The sequence below is a fragment of the Myxococcus sp. SDU36 genome (genome assembly GCF_030168875.1).
Lineage (GTDB): Bacteria > Myxococcota > Myxococcia > Myxococcales > Myxococcaceae > Myxococcus > Myxococcus vastator.
In genome coordinates, this window is record NZ_CP077414.1 from 3,335,001 (window position 1) to 3,354,309 (window position 19,309).

General features: G+C 70.9%; 18 protein-coding genes (1 of these 18 running past the window's edge). 4 read left to right on the forward strand and 14 right to left on the reverse strand.

The window, feature by feature from the left end; all coding sequences use genetic code 11:
• Window positions 1-566 carry the 5' portion of a guanylate kinase gene (gene gmk, locus KGD87_RS12890; protein WP_284667735.1) on the reverse strand. 64 nt of this gene lie to the left of the window's left edge, so only the first 566 of its 630 coding nucleotides appear in the window; it begins with the start codon at window positions 564-566; the stop codon falls past the left edge of the window.
• Window positions 563-1,441, reverse strand: a complete 879-nt coding sequence (locus tag KGD87_RS12895) for a YicC/YloC family endoribonuclease (RefSeq protein WP_284667736.1) — start codon at window positions 1,439-1,441, stop codon at window positions 563-565. Before KGD87_RS12895 ends, gmk begins: the two co-directional genes overlap by 4 nt.
• Window positions 1,442-1,525: 84 nt before the next feature.
• Here KGD87_RS12895 and KGD87_RS12900 point away from each other — a divergent pair, with 84 nt between their 5' ends.
• Window positions 1,526-2,620, forward strand: coding sequence for a glycosyltransferase family 9 protein (locus KGD87_RS12900; RefSeq protein ID WP_284667737.1), 1,095 nt, complete (start codon window positions 1,526-1,528; stop codon window positions 2,618-2,620).
• Between the two features lie 196 nt (window positions 2,621-2,816).
• On the opposite strand, the gene KGD87_RS12905 is transcribed toward KGD87_RS12900, so the two are convergent.
• Genes KGD87_RS12905 through KGD87_RS12945 form a run of 9 tightly spaced genes read right to left on the reverse strand, consistent with a single transcriptional unit; the run spans window position 2,817 to window position 13,646 of the window.
• Complete coding sequence (locus tag KGD87_RS12905; protein WP_284667738.1) at window positions 2,817-3,305, reverse strand: adenylyltransferase/cytidyltransferase family protein; 489 nt, start codon at window positions 3,303-3,305, stop codon at window positions 2,817-2,819.
• A complete protein-coding gene (locus KGD87_RS12910) occupies window positions 3,302-4,315 on the reverse strand; it encodes a bifunctional heptose 7-phosphate kinase/heptose 1-phosphate adenyltransferase (protein WP_284667739.1) in 1,014 nt (337 codons plus the stop codon). Before KGD87_RS12910 ends, KGD87_RS12905 begins: the two co-directional genes overlap by 4 nt.
• Window positions 4,316-4,346: 31 nt before the next feature.
• Window positions 4,347-5,471 carry a tetraacyldisaccharide 4'-kinase gene (gene lpxK / locus KGD87_RS12915; RefSeq protein ID WP_284667741.1) on the reverse strand — a complete coding sequence of 375 codons (1,125 nt, stop codon included), beginning with the start codon at window positions 5,469-5,471 and terminating at the stop codon, window positions 4,347-4,349.
• A complete protein-coding gene (locus tag KGD87_RS12920; RefSeq protein WP_284667742.1) occupies window positions 5,468-6,496 on the reverse strand; it encodes a glycosyltransferase in 1,029 nt (342 codons plus the stop codon). Before KGD87_RS12920 ends, lpxK begins: the two co-directional genes overlap by 4 nt.
• Window positions 6,497-6,500: 4 nt before the next feature.
• Window positions 6,501-7,508 (reverse strand): glycosyltransferase family 4 protein, encoded by a 1,008-nt coding sequence (locus tag KGD87_RS12925; protein WP_284667743.1) that lies wholly within the window; start codon window positions 7,506-7,508, stop codon window positions 6,501-6,503.
• Complete coding sequence (locus tag KGD87_RS12930; protein ID WP_284667744.1) at window positions 7,505-8,788, reverse strand: 3-deoxy-D-manno-octulosonic acid transferase; 1,284 nt, start codon at window positions 8,786-8,788, stop codon at window positions 7,505-7,507. Before KGD87_RS12930 ends, KGD87_RS12925 begins: the two co-directional genes overlap by 4 nt.
• 21 nt (window positions 8,789-8,809) lie before the next feature.
• Window positions 8,810-9,970: a PHP domain-containing protein gene (locus KGD87_RS12935; RefSeq protein WP_284668632.1), complete on the reverse strand. Its 1,161-nt coding sequence runs from the start codon at window positions 9,968-9,970 to the stop codon at window positions 8,810-8,812.
• Window positions 9,971-9,975: 5 nt separating this feature from the next.
• Window positions 9,976-11,760: an ABC transporter ATP-binding protein gene (locus tag KGD87_RS12940; RefSeq protein ID WP_284667745.1), complete on the reverse strand. Its 1,785-nt coding sequence runs from the start codon at window positions 11,758-11,760 to the stop codon at window positions 9,976-9,978.
• A 2-nt stretch (window positions 11,761-11,762) separates the two neighbouring features.
• Complete coding sequence (locus tag KGD87_RS12945) at window positions 11,763-13,646, reverse strand: DUF4388 domain-containing protein (protein ID WP_284667746.1); 1,884 nt, start codon at window positions 13,644-13,646, stop codon at window positions 11,763-11,765.
• 59 nt (window positions 13,647-13,705) lie between these two features.
• Between KGD87_RS12945 and lpxB the strand changes: the two genes are divergently transcribed.
• Genes lpxB through KGD87_RS12960 form a run of 3 tightly spaced genes read left to right on the forward strand, consistent with a single transcriptional unit; the run spans window position 13,706 to window position 16,218 of the window.
• Window positions 13,706-14,857 (forward strand): lipid-A-disaccharide synthase, encoded by a 1,152-nt coding sequence (lpxB, locus tag KGD87_RS12950; protein WP_284667747.1) that lies wholly within the window; start codon window positions 13,706-13,708, stop codon window positions 14,855-14,857.
• Between the two features lie 17 nt (window positions 14,858-14,874).
• A complete protein-coding gene (locus tag KGD87_RS12955; protein WP_284667748.1) occupies window positions 14,875-15,579 on the forward strand; it encodes a polyprenol monophosphomannose synthase in 705 nt (234 codons plus the stop codon).
• 12 nt (window positions 15,580-15,591) lie between these two features.
• Window positions 15,592-16,218: a MarC family protein gene (locus tag KGD87_RS12960; protein WP_284667749.1), complete on the forward strand. Its 627-nt coding sequence runs from the start codon at window positions 15,592-15,594 to the stop codon at window positions 16,216-16,218.
• Here the strand turns inward: KGD87_RS12960 and KGD87_RS12965 are convergent.
• The 3 genes from KGD87_RS12965 to KGD87_RS12975 all read right to left on the reverse strand — a co-directional run bounded on the left by KGD87_RS12965 (window position 16,211) and on the right by KGD87_RS12975 (window position 19,285).
• Window positions 16,211-16,678, reverse strand: coding sequence for a hypothetical protein (locus KGD87_RS12965; protein WP_284667751.1), 468 nt, complete (start codon window positions 16,676-16,678; stop codon window positions 16,211-16,213). The two genes, KGD87_RS12960 and KGD87_RS12965, sit on opposite strands and share 8 nt — an antisense overlap.
• 29 nt (window positions 16,679-16,707) lie before the next feature.
• Window positions 16,708-17,730, reverse strand: a complete 1,023-nt coding sequence (locus KGD87_RS12970) for an OmpA family protein (RefSeq protein ID WP_284667752.1) — start codon at window positions 17,728-17,730, stop codon at window positions 16,708-16,710.
• 190 nt (window positions 17,731-17,920) lie between these two features.
• Entirely contained in the window at window positions 17,921-19,285 is a 1,365-nt protein-coding gene (locus KGD87_RS12975; RefSeq protein WP_284667753.1) for a sigma 54-interacting transcriptional regulator, read from the reverse strand.
• Window positions 19,286-19,309: the final 24 nt, after the last annotated feature.

Consider the following 19,309-nt stretch of genomic DNA (forward strand, 5'->3'; position numbering starts at 1 on the left):
ACCACCACCGAGCGCAGCTCACCGTAGGCACGTTCGATGTCGTCATTCACGACGACGTAATCGTAGGACGCGATGCCCCGCTCGATCTCCGAACGAGCCGCCAGCATCCGGCGCCGGATGGTTTCGTCGGAGTCCGTCTGACGATCCCTCAGGCGCCGTTCCAGTTCCTCCATGGAGGGCGGCAGCACGAAGATGGTCACCGCATCCGGGTGCTTGCGCTTGATGGCCTGCCCGCCCTGCACGTCGATGTCGAAGATGGCCGCGCTCTTTCGGGCACGCGCCTCGTCCACCACCGACTGGGGGCTTCCATAGAAGTGGCCGTGGACCTCTGCCCACTCCACGAACTCGCCGCGCTCGATCTTCGACTGGAAGGTCGCGACGTCGACGAAGTTGTAGTCCACCCCCTCGCGCTCCTTCCCCCGAGGCCTCCGGGTGGTGACGCTGATGGAGAACACTGCATCCGGCGTCTCCTTGAGGAGCCGGTGCGCAAGGGTGGTCTTCCCCGCCCCGGAAGGAGCGGAGAGCACGAGCAACAAGCCAGGCGAGAGCACGGTATTCTCGTTCATTCGACGTTCTGCACCTGTTCGCGGATGCGCTCGACCTCGGCCTTCATCGCCACCACTCGCACGGAGAGCTCGGCGTGCTGGCTCTTGGAGCCGGTCGTGTTCACCTCGCGGTGCATCTCCTGCACGAGGAAATCCATTCGGCGGCCAGCGGGCTCGTTGCTGGCCATGAGGGCCCGGAACTGCTCCAGGTGGCTCGCCAGGCGAGTCACTTCCTCGGCGATGTCCGTGCGCTCGGCGAAGAGCGCCACTTCCTGGGCCAGCCGCTGCGGGTCCACCGCGACGCCGCTCGCGAGCTCGGCGATCCGGTCGGTGAGCCGCTGCTGGTACTCCTGCACGGCCTTCGGAGCGAGTTGAGCCACCTCCTTGCTCCACCCTTCCAGCAGCTTCACCCGGGCATCCAGGTCCGCGTAGATGGCCTCACCCTCGACCTGGCGCATCTTCTCCAGCGCCGTGAGCGCCTGGTCCAGCGCCGCCTGGAGCGCCTGGGAGGCGGAGTCCAGCTCCACGCCCTTCTCTTCCAGGCGGACCACGCCGGGCTGGTTCGCCACCTGCGACCAGGCGACGTCCCCCGGGAGTCCCAGCTCGCCAGCCAGTTCCCGGAACGCGCGCACGTACTCCCGCGCCAATCCGAGGTCCACGGTGGGGACCGTCCCCGACGAGGTGGGGGCGTGCCGCTTCACCAGCAACTCCACCGAGCCTCGGGCAAGCCGGTCCTTCACCTGCTTGGACACCAGCGGTTCCTGGGACGACAGCTCCCGCGGCAGCCGAACCTTCACTTCACAGAACTTGTGGTTGAGCGAGCGCAGCTCCACGGAGACTTCTTCGTCCCCCACGCGCGCGCGGCCCGCGCCAAACCCCGTCATGCTCTTCAACATTGGGCGGTTGCTAGGGGCTTTCGGGTCCGAGGTCAAGCCGCGCGCTTGCACCGCCTCCAGTTCTGTGTAGGGTCCCGCCGCGAGATGTCCTGGCACAAGCGGCTCGAATCATGGGCGAAGCTGGCACTGGCGCTCGTGGCGTCCGCCCTGCTGTGGCGCCCGGGCCGCCGGCGGCGTCCTGGCACCCCACTTCCTGCTCCTCGAAAGGTGCTGCTCGTGCGGCCCGACAACCGCGTGGGCGAGGCGCTCCTCACCACGCCGTTGATGCGGACCCTCAAGGCGCACCTCCACTCCGTGCCCGAGGTTCACGTCCTGGTGCACGCGAAGGTCGCTCGAGCCCTGAACGGGCACCCGGACGCGGACGTCATCATTCCCTTCGACCGGCGCAGAATCTGGATGGGGCCCCTGGCGCCTGGCATCGCCGCGCTGCGACGCGCCCGGTATGACGTCGTGGTCGACTGCGCCAACTGGGAGTCTCCCTCAGTCACGAGCGCGCTCGTGTCCCGGCTCGCGGGCCCCGAGGCTGTCGTCATCGGGCCCGACCTCTGGCCGGTGTCCCGCCTGCACTCCCTGCCCGTCCCCGCGCGCACGGACACGCGGAACGAAGCCGTTCAACGAACGCACCTGCTCACCCCGCTGACGAACGGCGAGGTGGCGCGCGGATTGTCCTTCCGCGAGCCCACCGTGGGTCCAACCATCCGCGCCTATCTGGACGCCCTGGCCGGGAAACCCTTCGCGGTCATCAATCCCGGTGGGCGGCTGGGACCTCGGCGGATTCCACCCGCGGCCTTCGCCGCCGCGGCTCGGGCACTGGTGGCGCTGGGGCGCACCCCCATCGTCACATGGGGCCCTGGGGAGGAAGCACTGGCACGCGAGGTGGTGGATGCCGCCCCTGGCGCCGAGTTCGCGCCCGCGAGCAACCTGGACGAACTGGCCGCCCTGATGCGCGCGGCCGGGTTCACCCTCTGCAACAACACGGGGCCCATGCACTTGTCCGTCGCGGTGGGTGCCCCCACGCTGGCCTTCTTCCTACGGATGGACATGGAGCGCTGGGGCCATGCGTACGCCCCCCACCGCATGGTGGACCTCACCCCCCTGGTCGATGGTGCCAGGAGGCAGGGGTTGGAGGAGCGGGCCGCCGAAGAGGTCCGGGCGTTCGCGGCGAGCCTCTCCTCCTGAGGGTTCACGTCCCGGACACGGGAGGCTCCACCACCGCGTGTTCGGGCGTCAGCCTGGGGATTCCCACTTCCACGGGCCAGCTCAGGCGGCACGGCTCGCAGGAGACTCGAGCTGGAGCCGCCCGCGCTTGAAGCGGTGCCTTGCAGTGAGGGCAGCCCAGGACGGCCCACACCTCCGCGGAAATCCATGACACCGGCTAACCCGTGCCCTCGCGGCCCAGCCGCCGGGCCAGGTCCGTGGTGCTGTGGTCCTTCGGGTCTCCGGAGACGGCCGTTCGCCCGCCATAGGCGCGGACCTCATCGGCCTCGGGGATGCTGTCCGGGGTGTAGTCCGTGCCCTTCACGTGCACGTCCGGCTTCAACGCCCGGATGATGACGCGAACGTTGGACTCGTCGAAGACGATGACCCGATCCGTGCAGGCCAGCGCCGCGACGAGCTCCGCCCGCTCGCCCTCGGGGATGTAGGGCCGGCCGGGCCCCTTGTAGGCCCGGGTGGAAGCGTCCGAGTTCACCGCCACCACGAGGACGTCCGCCAGGGCCCTGGCCCCTTCCAGGTAGCGGACGTGCCCCACGTGCAGCAGGTCGAAGACGCCATTGGCCAGCGCCACCGTGCGTCCTTCGGCCCGCCAGCGCTCGCGCTCCTCCGCCACCTTCGCGAGCGGTTGGATTTTCTCGAGGGTGCTCATCTCGCGCTCCGAAGCTCTTCAAGCAGTTCATCGCGGGACACCGTCGCGGTGCCCGGCTTCTGCACCACCAACGAGCCCGCCACGTTCGCCAGCCGCGCCGCATCGCCGAACGAAACCTTCGCGGCCAGCGCCAGCGCGAACGTCGCAATCACCGTGTCTCCCGCGCCCGTCACATCCACCGCCGCCTTCGCGCCATGGACGGGGATGAAGTCCACGCCTCCGTCCGCATTGAAGAGCGCCATGCCATGGCGGCCTCGCGTCACCAGGAGCGCGCGGCACGCCAGTCGCTTCAACGCGGCGTGCCCCGCCTCCAGCATGTCCTCCTGGCTCCGAACGGGGCGCCCCGCGAGCGCCTCCAGCTCCGGCTCGTTGGGCTTGCAGACCGTGAGCCCCGAGAAGGAGGACAGGGCATAGCGGCTGTCCACACACACGGGCATGCCGTCCGCAGCCAGGCGACGCAGCACTTCGCGCACCTCGTCCCCCAGCACACCCGCGCCGTAGTCGGACACCACCACCGCGTCCGCGTCCTGGGCGGAGCGTTCGACCTGCCGCGCCAGCGCCTTGCGCATCTTCGGGGGGAGCGCGCCTCGCAGGCTCCGGTCCAGCCGCAACATCTGCTGCCGCGTGGTGCTCACCCCACCGGCCAGGATGCGCGTCTTCGTCTCCGTCTCGATGCCCCGGCCGCTCACCGCGTCCAGTTGGATGCCTGACTCGGCGCAGAGGCGGCGCAGCTCCTTGCCCATCTCGTCCTGGCCCAGCGCGCCGACCGCGGAGACCTGCCCGGACAGGGCTCGCACGTTGGCCGCCACATTGGCGCCGCCTCCGAGCTTCACCTCCGCGGACTCGTAGCGGACGATGAGCACGGGCGCCTCCCGGCTCACCCGGTCCGTCTGTCCGTAGATGTAGTGGTCGGCAACGAGGTCGCCCACCAGCAACACCTTGCGGCGGGCAAACGCGTGCGGCAGGCGAGCGAGCGACGGCATCGAACGAGCGGGCGAGACTGCGGCCATGGCGGCGGTTTGTCCCACAGGCGTCCCCACCTCACAAGCCGCGCGGTGCATCCTCCAAGCCAAGCGCCCGCCGCAGATGGGACTCGCCTTCCAGGACCTCGACCCCCAGGCGGACCACCCAGGCCTCGAAGCCCGGCGGCAGACGCACCGCGTCCTTTTCCGTCGTCACCACTCGGCCGCCCTGCCGCGCCGCTCGAGCCTGGACGTCGCGCAGCTCGTCCGCCGTGAAGCGATGGTGGTCCGGGAACAACGCGGCGTTGCGCACGTCCGTCCCGAGTGCCTGCAGGGTCTTCAGGAAGCCCCCCGGCCGGGCAAGGCCCGCCAGCGCGAATACCGGCTGGCCCGTGAGCGCTGACACGGGATGGAGGTTGCCCTCCGGGTCCACCCAGGCCGTGGGCCGATAGCGCGTCCTCACCCTGGGAATCCCCGGGCTCGAGGGCAACCACCCGCCGAGCGTGTCCTCGGCCTTCGTGAGAGGGAGCACAGCGGATTCCGCCGCCGTGGCGGGCGCCCTCAGCCAGAAAAGCGTCGCGCGGCGAAGTGACGCAGGGGGCTCACGCAGCGGCCCTCGTGGAAGCATGTGGCCGTTGCCCAGCCCCACGGACTCATCCACGACCACGAAATCCTCATCTCGCGCGAGGCGGCGGTGCTGGAACCCATCGTCCAGCAGCACCGTGTCCAGGCCGAACTCGTCCCGCGCGCGGTAGGCACTCGAGACCCGGTCCGAGCCCACGAAGAGCCGGACCTGGGGACAGCGACGCGCCAGCAGGAGCGGCTCATCGCCCGCGAACTCCGAGGACGGAAGCGGCTCCGTCCCGAGGAAGGTCAGCGGCTCACGCGATGCGCGGCCATACCCGCGCGTCAGGATGCCCACCTTGCGGCCCGCTTGGACCAACTGCTCCGCCAGGTGGAGCACCGCGGGCGTCTTTCCCGTGCCCCCCACATTGACGTTGCCCACGGAGATGACCTTGAGCCCCTCCACCCGCTCCGCGCGCAGCAGTCCCGCGTCGTAGAGCGCCCCCCGCACGTGCACGGCGGCCGCATACGTCCACGACACCAACGTGAGCGGCGACAGCAGGGCACGGCGGCCCCAGGGCTCCGGCGAAGACGGGTAGAACACCCGCTCGATGGCGGTGGGGGCCTCCGGAGACGTCACGGGGCGCGCCTCGCTCGCGCATAGAGCGCGAGGACCTCCGCGGCAATCTGCTCGTTCGTCGGGTGCCGCACGGGCGCCCTCTGGTCGGACAGCGCCGCGTCGACAACGGCTTCAGGCGTCGGTGCCTCCACCCGTGCGTCCGCCAGGTCCGGCAAGGCGCCTTCGTCCACCGCCACCACGCGGACACCGCACGCACGAGCCTGGGCCGCCGCGCGGGCACTCCAGTCATTGCCCAGGCCGAGCAGCCAGACCTCATCCAGCGCTCGCAGCCACCGCGCGAAGGCGTCCCCTTGTTGGTAGCCCGCGAACGTGACGGCATCCGTCAGTCCCAAGCCCTGGGCCTGTTCGCGCGTCTGCTCCAGCAGGCCGCCGTCCCCCACAAGCACCAGGCGCGCCCCGGGACGCTGCTTCCGATACAGGGCAAAGGCGTCCACCCCCACCGCGTGCCGGCGTGAAGGCTGGAACGTGGAGACCATTCCGATGAGGGGGGTGCCTTCGAGCCCGAGCGCTGCTCGCAGCGACCGCGCGTCCGGCGCCGGATGGAACCGGGCGTCCACCAGCGCTGGCAGGACCTGGGCCGTCGCGCCCTTCTCCAACAGGCGGGGAAGCAGGGCGCGCGCCGAGACTGTGTAGGCGTCCGCGGCCGGGAGCGAGGAGCGCAATGAGCGCGGGGCGTGCAGCGAGCGCACCAGGATGGCCCCCGCAGGCCGTCCCCACCTCGCCAGCAGGTGGTCATGGCTGAAGTGGGAGTGCACCACATCCACCGTCCGCGCCTTCAAGCGGCGCAGGTCACGCCACATCCGCCAGGGCGGGGACTTCACCGACAGCTCCATGCCCCCTTCGTCCAGCAGGTCGAGCTCCTCGAAGCGCGGAGCCGCGGGCTCCTCGGCCAGCACCTCCTTGCGCCGACGGTCCACCGCCACCGTGACGTCGCACCCCGCGGCGCGCTGCGCCTGGGCCAGGAGCGCCACGTTCTCGGCCGGGCCGCTGTAGAAGGGACTCGCGAGCAGGTGGAGGATTCGCATCCGGTCAGCGCTCCCCGGCGGCCCGGTACACGTCGGCCAGGGCTCGCGCCTCGTGCTCCACGCCACACCGCCGCCGGGCCTCCTCGGCCGCGTTACGGCCTACCTCCCTGGCGCGCTCGGGCTCCCGCATCAGCATGTCCAGCAGCGCGCGCAGCCCCTGAACGTCTCCGGGCTCGAAGAAGAAGCCCGTGCGGCCGTGCTCGATGAGCGTGTCCAGGTACGGCAGCTTCGAGGCCACCACGCAGCAGCCCGAGGCCATGGCCTCCACGTGCACCAGCGAATAACCCTCCGCGTACGAGGGGTGCACCAGCACGCTCAGCCCCTGGTACCAGGGCTCGATGACGGACTGCTCGCCGGGCAACGCGATGCGGCTCTCGATGCCCGCCATCTGCTGATTCAGCCAGTCCAGGTCCGGCCCCTTCGCCAGCCCGACCAGGACGGGTTGCCAGTCAGGATGCTGGGGCAGCAGCGGGCGGATGGCCTGCACGAAGTCCCCCTGCCCCTTCTCCTTCCGGATGCGTCCGATGACGCCGATGCCGTAGCGCCCTCCCAGGCCGAGCTTGCGCCACGCCGCGTCCCGGTCCTCGGGCGGGTGGAAGCGCGTGAGGTCGATGCCGTGAGAGACGACCGTGGACGGCAGCGCGATGACGTCCGCGACCTGCTTCGTCAACGAGACGAGCGCATCCGCGCCCCTGGCGATGAAGCGGGTGAAGCCACTGGGCGCCATCGAGGTGTGCCGGGTGAAGACGAGGCGGACCTCCCGGCCCAGCAGCTTCAGCAGCATGCCCACCAGGAGCTCGTTGTTCCGGTGCGCATGCCACACCACGGGCTCGCGGCGCAGCCGGCGGAGCAGCTCCGGCCAGGTGATTCTGGGCAGCCCCTCACTCAAGCCCGAGCCGATGACGCGCGTCTCCGAGCCCGAGTCCCGGACGAGCGCGGGCACCACCGTCTCCACGTGGCGCGTCACGCCCGTGTAGCGGTGGTGGAAATGCGGATGGACGATGAGCGTCATCGCGGGTCCGGCCTCCCGTGCGGAAACAACGTCGTCATCGCCTCCGCGTTCCTTTCACTGGCGCCCGAAATCCGGCCCACCGTCTCCAGCGCCCGGGCGCCCAGGCTCGCGAGCCGCGAAGGTGACTCGAGCAGCGACACGAGCGCCTGCTCCAAGGCCGCGGCGTCCTGAACCTGGAGCCCGCCCTGCCCCGTCAGCAACGCCACGCTGTCCCGGAAGTTGTCCATGTGCGGCCCGTAGAGCACCGGCTTCCCCTGCCCCGCGGGCTCCAGGATGTTCTGCCCGCCGCGCATCGTGAACGAGCCGCCGACGAAGACCACCGTCGCCAGCCGGTAGGCCCTCGACAGCTCACCGATGGTGTCCAACACCACGACCTGGCCCCGCTCCGGATTGCCCTGCGAGCGCAGCCCCACGCTCAGCCCCGCCTCGCGCGCGAGCGCCACGATTCGCGCCGCCCGGTCCACGTACCGGGGGGCAATCACCAGCCGCAGGTCCGGCCACCGCTTGAGCAGCCGCGCGTACACGCCCAGAAGCGGGGCTTCCTCGCCCTCGTGTGTGCTGCCGGCAATCCACACCCGCTCACCCGGCGTCAGGCCCAGCGCCGCGCGCAGGCGTTCGTCCTCGGGCGCCGGGCCCGCGGCGAGCGCGTCGAACTTCGTGTTCCCCGTCACCTTCACCCAGTCCGGCCTGGCACCGAGCTGCCGCGCGCGGACGGCCTCTTCCTCCTCGCGCATCAGGAGGAGGTCCAAATCCCGCAGCGGGTTGCCGATGAGGCGGAACAGCGTCTGGTACTTCCCCACGTTCGCTGGCGAGAAGCGTCCGTTCGTCATCACCACTCGCGCCCCACCCCGCTTCGCCGCGCGGATGAGGTTGGGCCAGATTTCGGTGTACTCCAGCACCAACACGTCCGGGCGGATGGCTCGGACCGCGCGCCGCGTCGCACCCCAGAGGTCGTAGGGGACGTAGACGACCCCGTCGATGTCGTTCGCCAGCCGGCCCTTCGCCATCGCGTAGCCGCTGTCCGTCATGGTCGACAGCACCAGGCGACAGCCCGGGAAGCGAGCCCGCAGCGGGCCGAACATCGGCGAGAGGGCCAGCAAGTCTCCCGCGCTCGCGCCATGCAGCCAGAGGATGGGCCCGTCCCCGGGAGGCAGGTGGCTGTCCGGGCCATAGAAGCCCAGGCGCTCCTTCAGCCCATGGCGCGTCTTCCGGTGCAGTGCGAGCACCGGGAACAGGACCGCGAAGAGCAGGTAGGTGGCGAGGACGTAGAGGACGCGCATGGGCGGCTTTCGCGCCGTCTATCAGATGCCCGGCCCGCGGGGCAGCACGCGCACGGGGCTCGGCACCAGCCAGGGTCGCCATTCCGTCCCGAAGAAGCGCCCGGGAGCCCGCACCCACACCTCCACCTGCGCCACACCCGGCTCGGTCAGCTCGACGGACCGGCCATCCGCCTTCAGGCGAGCGCCTCCCCACACCCGCACCTGCACCGACTCCGCGTCGGGCAGCCCCGGTAGCCGGACGGTCAGAATGTCGCCTACATGCGCTTCACGCCGCACATCGTCCAGCCCATCCAATGCGAAACCCCCAGGCTCCCCCAGCGCGCGGAAGGCGCACAGGGCCTGACCACCGCCCAGGGCCCGGCCGACCTGCTTCGCCGCGTCCTCCGCGTCCGGGGGCAATGGGAAGGGCACCTGCGCTGGCGGCAGGTATATGGCCAGGGACTCGAAGACGGCCCGGTACGACGGCAGGCCGTGGGCGTCATGTGCGCAGAACGCCACGCGCGGCCGCTCACGCGACAGCTCCATGAAGCGGGCCGTGGGCTCCGGCTCCGGTGCGACGAGCAGCATCACACCATGCACCGGGTTGGTCAGTGAGGCCCCCACCGCGGGCACCAGGCGGCGCACCGGGTTGCGCACCGCGTTCCGGAAGAAGGTGTCCGCCGAGTACAGCTCGAAGCCGGGCACCTCCTTCGCGCTTGCCTCGTCCTTCCAGGGGTTGCGCTTCTGGACGGGGTGGGCCAGCACCGCCGTGCCTCCCGCCGCCGCCACGGCGCGAACCGCGTCCCCCGGCGGCATCCACGCGCGCACACCCTCCAGCGGGCGCGACATGCCGAAGGCCACGAGGTGCCCGTCCGACGTCGAAATCTCCACGCCGTGCACCAGCAGCACGCCCTGGACGTAGGTCGGCGCTCGGAGCGCGAAGTCGTTGTGGTCGGTGAGCACCACGAAGTCCAGGCCCGCGGCCCTGGCCGCCGCCGCCACCTTTTCAGGTGTGCCTCGGCCGTCCGAACGCGTGGTGTGGACGTGAAAGGCCCCTCGCGCCCAACGGGGCGCATCGTCCTTCGGGAGCACCACCGGGTAGCGCGCCATGGACGCCGAGAGCGCGAAGAAGCCCGCGTAGCCCAGGACCAGCAGCACCAAGCCCAGGACGGCCCGGAGCCCCTTCCCCGCCACTGCCGTCAGTCGGCTCACGCCGCGCCCCGCTCCGAGGAGCCCTCCGTCTGCATCCTCCACAGCGCCGCGTACCGCCCGTCCCGCTTCAGCAGGTCCGCGTGCGAGCCACTCTCGACGACGCGCCCCGCCTCCATCACGTTGAGGACGTCCGCGTTCACCACCGTGGAGAGCCGGTGCGCAATCACCAGCGCCGTGCGCCCCGGCAGCACCGCCGCCAGCGCCGCCTGCACCTCGCGCTCGCTCTCCGGGTCGAGGCTGCTCGTCGCCTCGTCCAGCACCAGCACGGGCGCCCGCGCCAGCACCGCGCGGGCGATGCACAGCCGCTGACGCTGGCCGCCGCTGAGCGTCACGCCCCGCTCGCCGATGCGCGTGTCATAACCTTCGGGCAGCGCGCGGATGAAGCCGTCCGCGTGCGCCACCTTCGCCGCCGCCTCCACTTCTTCCCGCGTGGCGTCCGGCCTCGCGTAGCGCAGGTTGTCCAGCACCGTGCCGTGAAACAGCAGCGGCTCCTGCGTCACCAGCGCGAACTGGGCCCGGACACTCGTGGCCGTGTACCGGTCCGCGTCCACGCCATCCAGGAAGAGCTGGCCCTTCTGCGGCCGCTCGAAGCGCAGCAGCAGCGACGTCACCGTGCTCTTGCCTCCGCCGCTGCCGCCCACCAGCGCCGTCACCTGCCCTGCCTTCAATTCCAGCGTCAGGCCGTCCAGCGCGGGCCGGTCTCCGTAGGCGAAGCGCACGCCTTCGAACTGGATGCTCCGGGACAGCGGCGGCGCGGGCACCGCGTCCGGCGCGTCCTCCACCGGGTGCTTCATGTCGAGCAGCGCGAAGAGCCGCTCGCCCGCCGCGCCCGCCTGCACCGCGAACTGCGTCACCCGACCCAGGTCCTTCACCGGCTGGTACACCAGGATGACCGCCGTCAGCAGCGACAGCAGCGCCTCCGGCTCCATCAGCCGCGCGCTCACCGCATACGCCAGCGCGCCCGCCAGCGCCGCCGCGGCCAGCACCTCCATCAGCCCCGGCACCGCGCCCCGCGCCCACGCCGCGCTCACCACCGCCTTCTCATGCGCCTGCGCGAAGGCGGAGAAGCGCGCCAGCTCCGCCTCCTGCCCGTTGAAGGCCTGGATGGTGCGTAGACCGCCCAGCCCTTCGTGGAGCTGCCCCGCCAGGTTGCCGAGCTGCGTCTGGCCTTCCCGCGTCCGCTTGAGCACCTTGCGCGTCAGCTTCGAGGCAGGGAGCGCCGCCAGCGGAATCACCAGCAACATCAGGCCGCCCAGCATCGGGCTCATGGACAGCGCCACCCCCGCCAGGATGATGACCTGGAGGCTGTCGCGCAGGTACGAGCCCACCGTGTACATGGCCGCCGCTTCCACGGCGCTGACGTCCGAGGAGAACCGGCTGAGCAAGTCGCCCATTCGCTCGCGCGCGAGCTGGGCGGGCGACATCGCGGTGAGGCGCTGGAACAGGTCGCGCCGCAGGTCCTTCACCACGCGCTGCGCGAACAGGCCCATGAAATAGAACTGCGCCAGGTACCCCACGCCCTTCGCCGCGCCGACGATGACCATCACCAGCGGGAAGCCCCACAGGGCCGCGTCGCGAGGCAGGTCCGCCAGCCAGGGCACGCGCTGGGCGCTGGCGAACCCTGCTTCACCGCCCGACAACAGGAAGCGCAGCGCCGGGCCCGTGAGGTACGCGTATGCGCCCGTCGTCAGTCCCACCGCCGCCATGCCGATGAAGGCGAGCAGGAGCACACCGAAATGCGGGCGCGCATAGCGCAACAACCGCAAGAGAACCGTCCGCATCGCTAGCGCCCCACCTTGCGCAACGCCGCCTTCGCGAGCTGGGAGTACGGGTTGTACTCCAGCACCCGCTGCAGCTTCTTTCGCGCCAGCGGCGCGTCCCCCAGGTCCATGTCGATGATGGCCGAGATGATGTGCAACCGCTCCACATACGGCCCCAGCGACAGCGCCTTCTTCAGCACCTGCTGCGCCTTCTGCGCCCGCACCACCGGCGCCCCCGTGGGCATCTGGTACGTGGCCCACGCGAGGTACGCGTAATACTCCGGCTCGTCCGGATTGAGCGACACCGCTTCCTCGAAGGACTTCGCCGCCAGCGGGAAGTCACGGCGCTTCAGGGCGGACTCGCCCCGGCGCAGCACGATTTCCGCGTCCACGACCACCGCCGTGTTCCGCCCCACGTCCATCCGGCTGAAGAGGTACTGGAGGTAGGCCTTGCGCTTCTCCTCCACGCTCAGCACCCGGTACGACGCGGACAGCCGGTCCTGCACCGATTCCAGCAGGTCCTTCAGGTCGGAGATGTCGAACTCGGCGTAGGTGTCCGGGTGAAAGCGCATCGCCGTCTCGTGGTAGGCGCGCTCCACCGCCTCCGCGTCCGCCGCGATGTCCAGGCCCAGCCCTCCGAAGTAGCTGCGGGTGATGATGCGCAGCGCCTCCTCGCGCAGCGAGGCCGCTGTCTCGGGCGGCAGGGCCTTGCGCTTGCGCGGGGCGATCCGGTCCGGCAGCACCGCCGCGGACAGCACATCCGTGCCCGTGGCCACGGGCGTCGAGGAGAACGTCACCCCTCCCGTCAGCTTCAGGAACCACAGCAGCGAGTACGCCATGCGCAGCTCGCCGCGCCCGTGCGCCAGCAGGTCCTTCAGCGCGATGCGGCCGTTGACCTGCATCGCAATCTTCAGGTCATCCGTGTCCAGCCCCATGGCCTGCAGGTCGCGCCCGAACTCCTGCGAGCGCACCGGGTAGTCCCCCATGTGCGCCCGCAGCGAGGCCGCCATCACCTTCATGGTGAAGCAGCGGCGCGCGCCATCCAGCACCGGCGCCAGCGGCGGAACCTCCACCGACGCGACCTCCGACGTGAAGTCGTCTCCCGCGTAGAAGGCGTAGCGGCCCTCGCGCATCCCCAGCACCCGCTCCACCCGGTCCCGGTTGTAGTCGCGCAACAACTGCAGCAGCTCCTCGCCCGCCGCTTCCACGCCCGCGTCCGCGAGCGCCGCGCCGATGCGCAGCCCGGAGTCCAGCGCCTCCGACACCCGCTGCGCCTGCTGCGGGTTGAGCACGCTCCGGGCGAGCAGGTAGCCAGGCAGCGAGTCCGCCTTCGCCGTGGAGTCGTAGCTCACGGGCCCGCCGCGCAGGAAGTACACGCGCCGGCTCAAGCCCCGGTGCGCCACCACGAGCACGCCGTCCCGGCGCAGCCGGTAGATGGAGTGGAACAGCGCGGGCAGCGGGTGCCCCTTCAGCTCGCCCGAGTTGACCGCGGGCCGGGACAACGTGGCCGCCAGCCCGGTGAGTGGCACCGCCTGCGCCGCGCGCACCAGCGACTCCAGCCGGGGCACCAGCTCGCCCGGCTTGAGCGGGTCCGCCACGTAGGCGTTCACCTTGAGGTCCAGCACCGAGCTCACGCCCCGCGCACGTCCCAGGTGTCCCTTGTCGATGGCGACAATGGGCACCCTGCCGCCCTGGCCGTGGCCTCGGATGAGGTGCACCACGTGGGCGCCTTCCACGCGTGGAAGGTCCACCGACAACACCACGACATCCGGGTTGTCCGCCGCGAAGTGCTCCAGCGCCGTCACCGGATCGTTCACCGCGCGAACGGTGTACCCAGCCTGGGAGAGCAGGCCTTTCAGGTGCTCGAGCGTGGGGGGGTGGCTCTCGGCGAGCAGAAGCGTCTTCAAGGGGGCCGCAGTCTACACCTTCACCCGCTCCCGCATCAGGTACGATGCGCGCCCCTCCCATGACGAATCCCCCCCGAATCCTCGTCGTCGCCGGCGAGGCGTCAGGCGATACCCACGCCGCCGAGCTCGTCGCCGCCCTCCGGGCCCGCCGTCCCGACCTCACCTTCTTTGGCATGGGCGGTGCCCGCCTGGCCGCCCAGGGAGTCGAGCTGCTCTTCGACGCCCGGGAGGTGTCCGTCATGGGCATCACCGAGGTCCTGCCCCGGATTCCCCGCATCCTTCAGATTCTGAAGGGACTGGCCGAGGCCTCCGCCGAGCGCAAGCCGGACGTCGCCATCCTGGTGGACATCCCCGACTTCAACCTGCGCCTGGCCAAGAAGCTCAAGGCGCTGGGCATCCCCGTCGCCTACTACGTGTCGCCCATGATCTGGGCCTGGCGCCGGGGCCGGGTGCGCACCATCAAACGGTTGGTGGACCGGATGCTCTGCATCCTCCCGTTCGAGGAGGACTTCTACCGGGAGGCCGGCGTCAGCGCCCGCTATGTCGGCAGCCCGGTGGTGGAGCAGGTCCCCGCCCCCGACACGGCCGCGGCCTTCCGCGAGCGGCTGGGGTTGGCGAAGGACGCCCCCACGCTCGCGCTGCTGCCCGGCAGCCGGATGGGCGAAATCCGCCGCCTGCTCCCCGACATGGTGGAGGCGGCGAAGCGGCTCTCCGCCGAGCGGCCCGGACTCCAGGTCGTCGTCCCCGTCGCGCCCACCATCGACCGGGCGGAAATCACGTCCCGCTTCGAGGGTAGCGGCGTGACGCCCATCCTGGTGGAGGGCCGGGCGCCCGAAGTGGTGGGTGCCAGCGACGCCGCGGTGGTGGCCTCCGGTACCGCCGTACTGGAAGCCGGGCTGATGCAGCGCCCCCTGGTGGTCGTCTACCGCGTGTCCCTCATCACCTACTGGGTGGGCCGGTTGATGCTGAAGGTGGCGTTCGTGTCCCTCATCAACCTGCTGGCGGGCCGGCGCGTCGTCCCCGAGCTGCTCCAGGGGGAGATGACGCCCGAGCGCATCGCCGAGGAGGTCCGCCGCGTCTGGATACCCGGTGCGCCCCGGGAGGAGATGCTCCAGGGGCTGGCGCAGATGCGCGGCCGGCTGGGCGAGACGGGCGCGGCCACCCGGGCGGCGGAGACCGTGCTGGAGCTGCTGCCCCCGGGCCGCGTTTAGGGTATGTCGGCCGGGTCATGAACCCAGCCCTGGTCTGCATCCCCACGTACAACGAGCGGGAAAACATCGAGGCCATCGTCCAGGCGGTGCTGGAGGCCGACCCCCGGGTCGACATCCTCATCGTGGACGACAATTCGCCCGATGGCACAGGGCTGCTCGCGGACGGGCTCGCCGCGCGGGATTCGCGCGTGCGCGTCCTCCACCGCGAGAAGAAGGAGGGCCTGGGCCGCGCCTACCTCGCCGCGTTCCGCTGGGCCCTGGCCGAGCAGTACACGTACATCCTGGAGATGGACGCGGACTTCAGCCACGACCCGCGCTACCTGCCCGGCATCCTGGATGCGGCCGAGGCCGGCGCGGACCTGGTGCTCGGCTCGCGCTACGTCACGGGCGGCGGCACGGTGAACTGGGGCGTGGGGCGGCAAATCATTAGCCGCGGCGGCAGCCTCTACGCCCGGTCGATTCTGGGCGTGGGCATCCAGGACCTCACCGGCGGCTTCAAGTGCTTCCACCGCCGGGTGCTGGAGGCCATCGAGCTGGACTCGGTGAAGAGCACCGGCTACGCGTTTCAAATCGAGCTGACCTACCGCACGCTGCGCAAGGGCTTCACCGTGCGCGAGGTGCCCATCGTCTTCGAGGACCGGCGCGTGGGTCACTCCAAGATGAGCAAGAAAATCTTCGCCGAGGCTCTCACCATGGTGTGGAAGCTGCGGCTCACGGTGTAGGCACGGGCTGTCATGCCGGAATACGCGTCGCTGTTCCTCGTCTCGCTGTCGGCCATCTTCTTCGTGGTGGACCCCATTGGCGTCGTCCCGCTGTTCCTGGCGATGACGGCCGGGGACACACAGGAGAAGGTGCGCCGCACCGCCATGCGCGCCTGCCTGGTGGCCTGCGGGATGATGCTGTTCTTCGCCCTCTTCGGCGGCGTCATCTTCAAGGTGTTCGGCGTGTCGCTGGGCGCCTTCCGGGTGGCCGGCGGAATCCTCCTGCTCATCACCGCGCTGGACATGCTCCGCGCCCGCCCGGCGGAGACGCGCACCACGCCGTCCGAGGAACAGGAAGGCGTGGTGAAGGAGGACGTGGCCATCGTCCCCCTCGCCATTCCGCTGCTGGCGGGCCCGGGCGCCATCGCCACCGCCATGGTGCTGATGGCCAAGGGCGACACGCTCGTCTCCGCCATCCCCGTGCTGGCCGCCGTCGTGCTGACGTTCGTGGCCAGCTACTTCATCCTCCGCGCCTCCGGGCTCATCCAGCGCGTGCTGCGTCAGTCCGGCGTGGCCATCGTGGAGCGGGTGATGGGCCTCATCCTGGCCGCCATCGCGGTGCAGTTCATCGCGGACGGCGGCAAGGAGCTGTTCAGGTAGGTCCGGGGATGGCCACCCACTCCGGGCCCCTGCGCTTCAGCAGGCCCTGCGGCTTGCCCTCCAGTGACAGCTCGTCGTGGCTGGCGCGGCGCGCGTCGTACGCGTAGCCGTCCTGGACCTCCTGCAGGTACACCACCACCGCGTCGAGCACGTTCTCCTGCACCACCTTGAAGGTGGCGTCACCGCAGCTGGGCGCGTCACCGGAGAAGAAGCGCTCCAGCATCGCCTCCTCCGGACGGCGCACGTACACCACCACCGGCGCGGGCTCATCGCGACCGGACGCGGCGACCTCGCGGACGACCTGGGACGGCACCGGCTCCCGCAGCAGCCGATGCACGAGCTCACACTTCTCCGCCTCCACGCCCTGACGCTCCGCGACACGCGACGGGTGCGCGCATCCCGTGCTCCCCAGCATCCCCAGCCCGAGCAACGCCCATACCTTCTGGTGGAATCGGTCCATGCGTCTTTTCCTCTCCCTCGGTGACTGCGCTACAGCTTTCGCCACCGCGGAGGGCGAGGCGCGTGCTGAAGCACGGGGTCCTCCACCGCGATGATGTATTCCGCGCGGCGGTTGCCCGCCTCCGCTGTCTCGTCGGGCGTCGCGACGGCCGGGGCCTCTTCTCCCAGCCCTTCGTAGAAAACGGGCACCCGCAGCCCCTTCTTCCGGAAGTAGGCCGCCAGACTCTTCGCCCGCCGGACCGACAGGCCCAGGTTCTCCGCCGCGGCCCCCACGGTGTCCGTGTGGCCCATCACGTAGAGCCGCAGCGACGCGAAGCGCCCGTACTTCGCCAGCGCGTCCACGATGAGGGCGTGGCTCTTGTCCAGCTTGTCCCGCTCCGCCGCCGGAATGTCCGCGCGGCCCGAGGCGAAGTTCACCTCCTCGTGCGGAATGTCCACCTGCCACGGATACAGGTCGACGCCCGTGTAGAACTCCGCCGTGTCGAACGCACGGAGGGAGATCTTCATCACCCGCCCCCCCGCCGCCGGCCACGTCAGCTCCAGGGGCGTCCCCGCCGCCTCTCCCTTGAACGGCACCTCGCCCTCGAAGGCCTTCTTCCCGGTATCCATCAACACCGTCAGCTCCGCGCGCTTCGCGGGCCGGGACAGGACGAAGCGCAGCCGTCGCGCCGCCACGTCCACGTCCTCCTTGCGCACGTCCAGCTTCAGCGCGCCGTAGAGCTCCGTGTCGAAGGACAACGGCATCACGCCGGATTCCGCATCCGGGAAGCGCACCGTGAGCGCTCCCTCGTAGTGGAAACGGCCCTCCGGCTGCTTCAGCTCGATGCGCCGAGTGAGGCCCGGATTCCCGCCGCCCTTCACCTCCACTGACTCCCCGTCGCTGCGCTTCAGCTTCACCTCGAAGCCCGCGATGGGCTCCTCGATGTGGACCAGCAGCGCCGGGAGCTTCTCCCCCAGCACGGCGCGCCCCTCCAGTGAGACTCGAATCGCGTCCGCGAGCACCGGCATCGGCGAAGACAGAACAAAGGTGAGGAGCAGCAGGCGGGCGTTCATGGCGCGGTGTATGCCTCGGGCGTCACGGGCCGCGACCAACCGCGGCACGTGTGAGCGGATTCCTCCGCGAGGGTAGGACGAGGTGGCGTGCAGGGAAACGCTCCCCGCGGGGGACGTTGGAGGTGCGACGGTATTCAATCCCCCCCGTCCCAGGGGAGCCCAGCCAGGGGAGCGAGGCGTTTGCCCCTCGTCACCCCTCCCCGCTGCCCGCCAGGCCATGGCGCTCCAGCAGGCGCCGCAGCTGCGTCCGGTGCATGCCGAGCGCCCGGGCCGTGGCGGCGACGTTGCCCCCATTCGCCCGGAGCGCCTCCTCCAGCCGGGCGTGCTCGGCCTCGTCCAACGGCCTGCCCCGGGGCGCCGCCTGCCCGGGAGTGGCCATGGCCGCCACCTGTGGCTCCGCGAGCGGCGGGCCGAACACCGCGCCGGCGGTGGGACTCAGGTGTCTTGCCTCGAGGCGCGGCGCCTCGTGAAGCAGCGCCTCCTGGGCGGCGCTGCGCACCTCCACGCGGAGCTCGCGCACGTTGCCCGGCCAGGCCCTCAAAAGGCAGGCCTCGTGGAAGCCCACGTGCACGGGCAGGCGCGCCGCAATCTCCTCGAGGAAGCGCTCCACCAGGAAAGGCACCTCCTCGGGGCGACGGCGCAGGGGCGGCAAGCCCGCCTCCGGCCTGCCCAGGCGGAAGTAGAGGTCCTCGCGCATCCGGCCGCTGGCCACCTGCGCGCGCAGGTCCTTGTTTCCGGCGGAGCACACCCGCACGTCCACCTTCCGCGGCTTGGAGCCCCCCAGAGGGAGGACCTCGCGCGTCTCCAGCGCGCGCAGCAGCTTGGCCTGCACGGCCAGCTCCAGTTCGGCCACCTCGTCCAGGAACAACGTCCCGCCATCCGCGGCCTGGAGGTAGCCCTCCGCGTCGTCCGCGCCGGAGAAAGCGCCGCGCCGCGCGCCGAAGAGGAGCCGTTCGGCGAGCCCCTGCGGAATGGCCGCGCAGTTGACGGCCACGAAGGGGCCCGACGCGCGCGGGCCGCGCTCATGGAACGCGCGGGCCATGCCTTCCTTGCCGGTGCCGCTCTCCCCGTGGATGTGCAGCGTGAAGCCGTGCTCCGCGGTGCGCGCGACCTGGTCCAGCAGCCGCTGCATCGCGGGCCCTCGCACGAAGTCGCGCGTCCGGATGACGCCGCGCCGGGCCACCGGCCCCACGTCCGCGCAGGGAATGAAGAGCGAGTCCCCCATGCGGATGACGCGCTGGGCCTCGCGGGGCGTGCCGGCCACCAGAGGTGCCCCGTCCACGAACGTGCCATTCTGGCTGCCCTGGTCGGTGACCCAGAAGCGGCGGCCGTCGTACCGAACCTGCGCGTGGCTGCGAGACATCCGCGGATCCTGGTCCGTCCCCAACGAAGCGGCGCCCCGCCCCAGCAACAGCTCGCCGTCCAGCGGCAGGGCCACCGCCATCGCGCTCCCCGCGCACAGGACGCGAAGCAGGCCCGGCACCGGGGCCTCGCCGGAGTCCGCCCCTCGCCCCCTGGCGTCGCTCTGCTGCAAGGTCGACCGGTCGTGTTCCATGTGCCTCCATCCTACGCGTGTGTC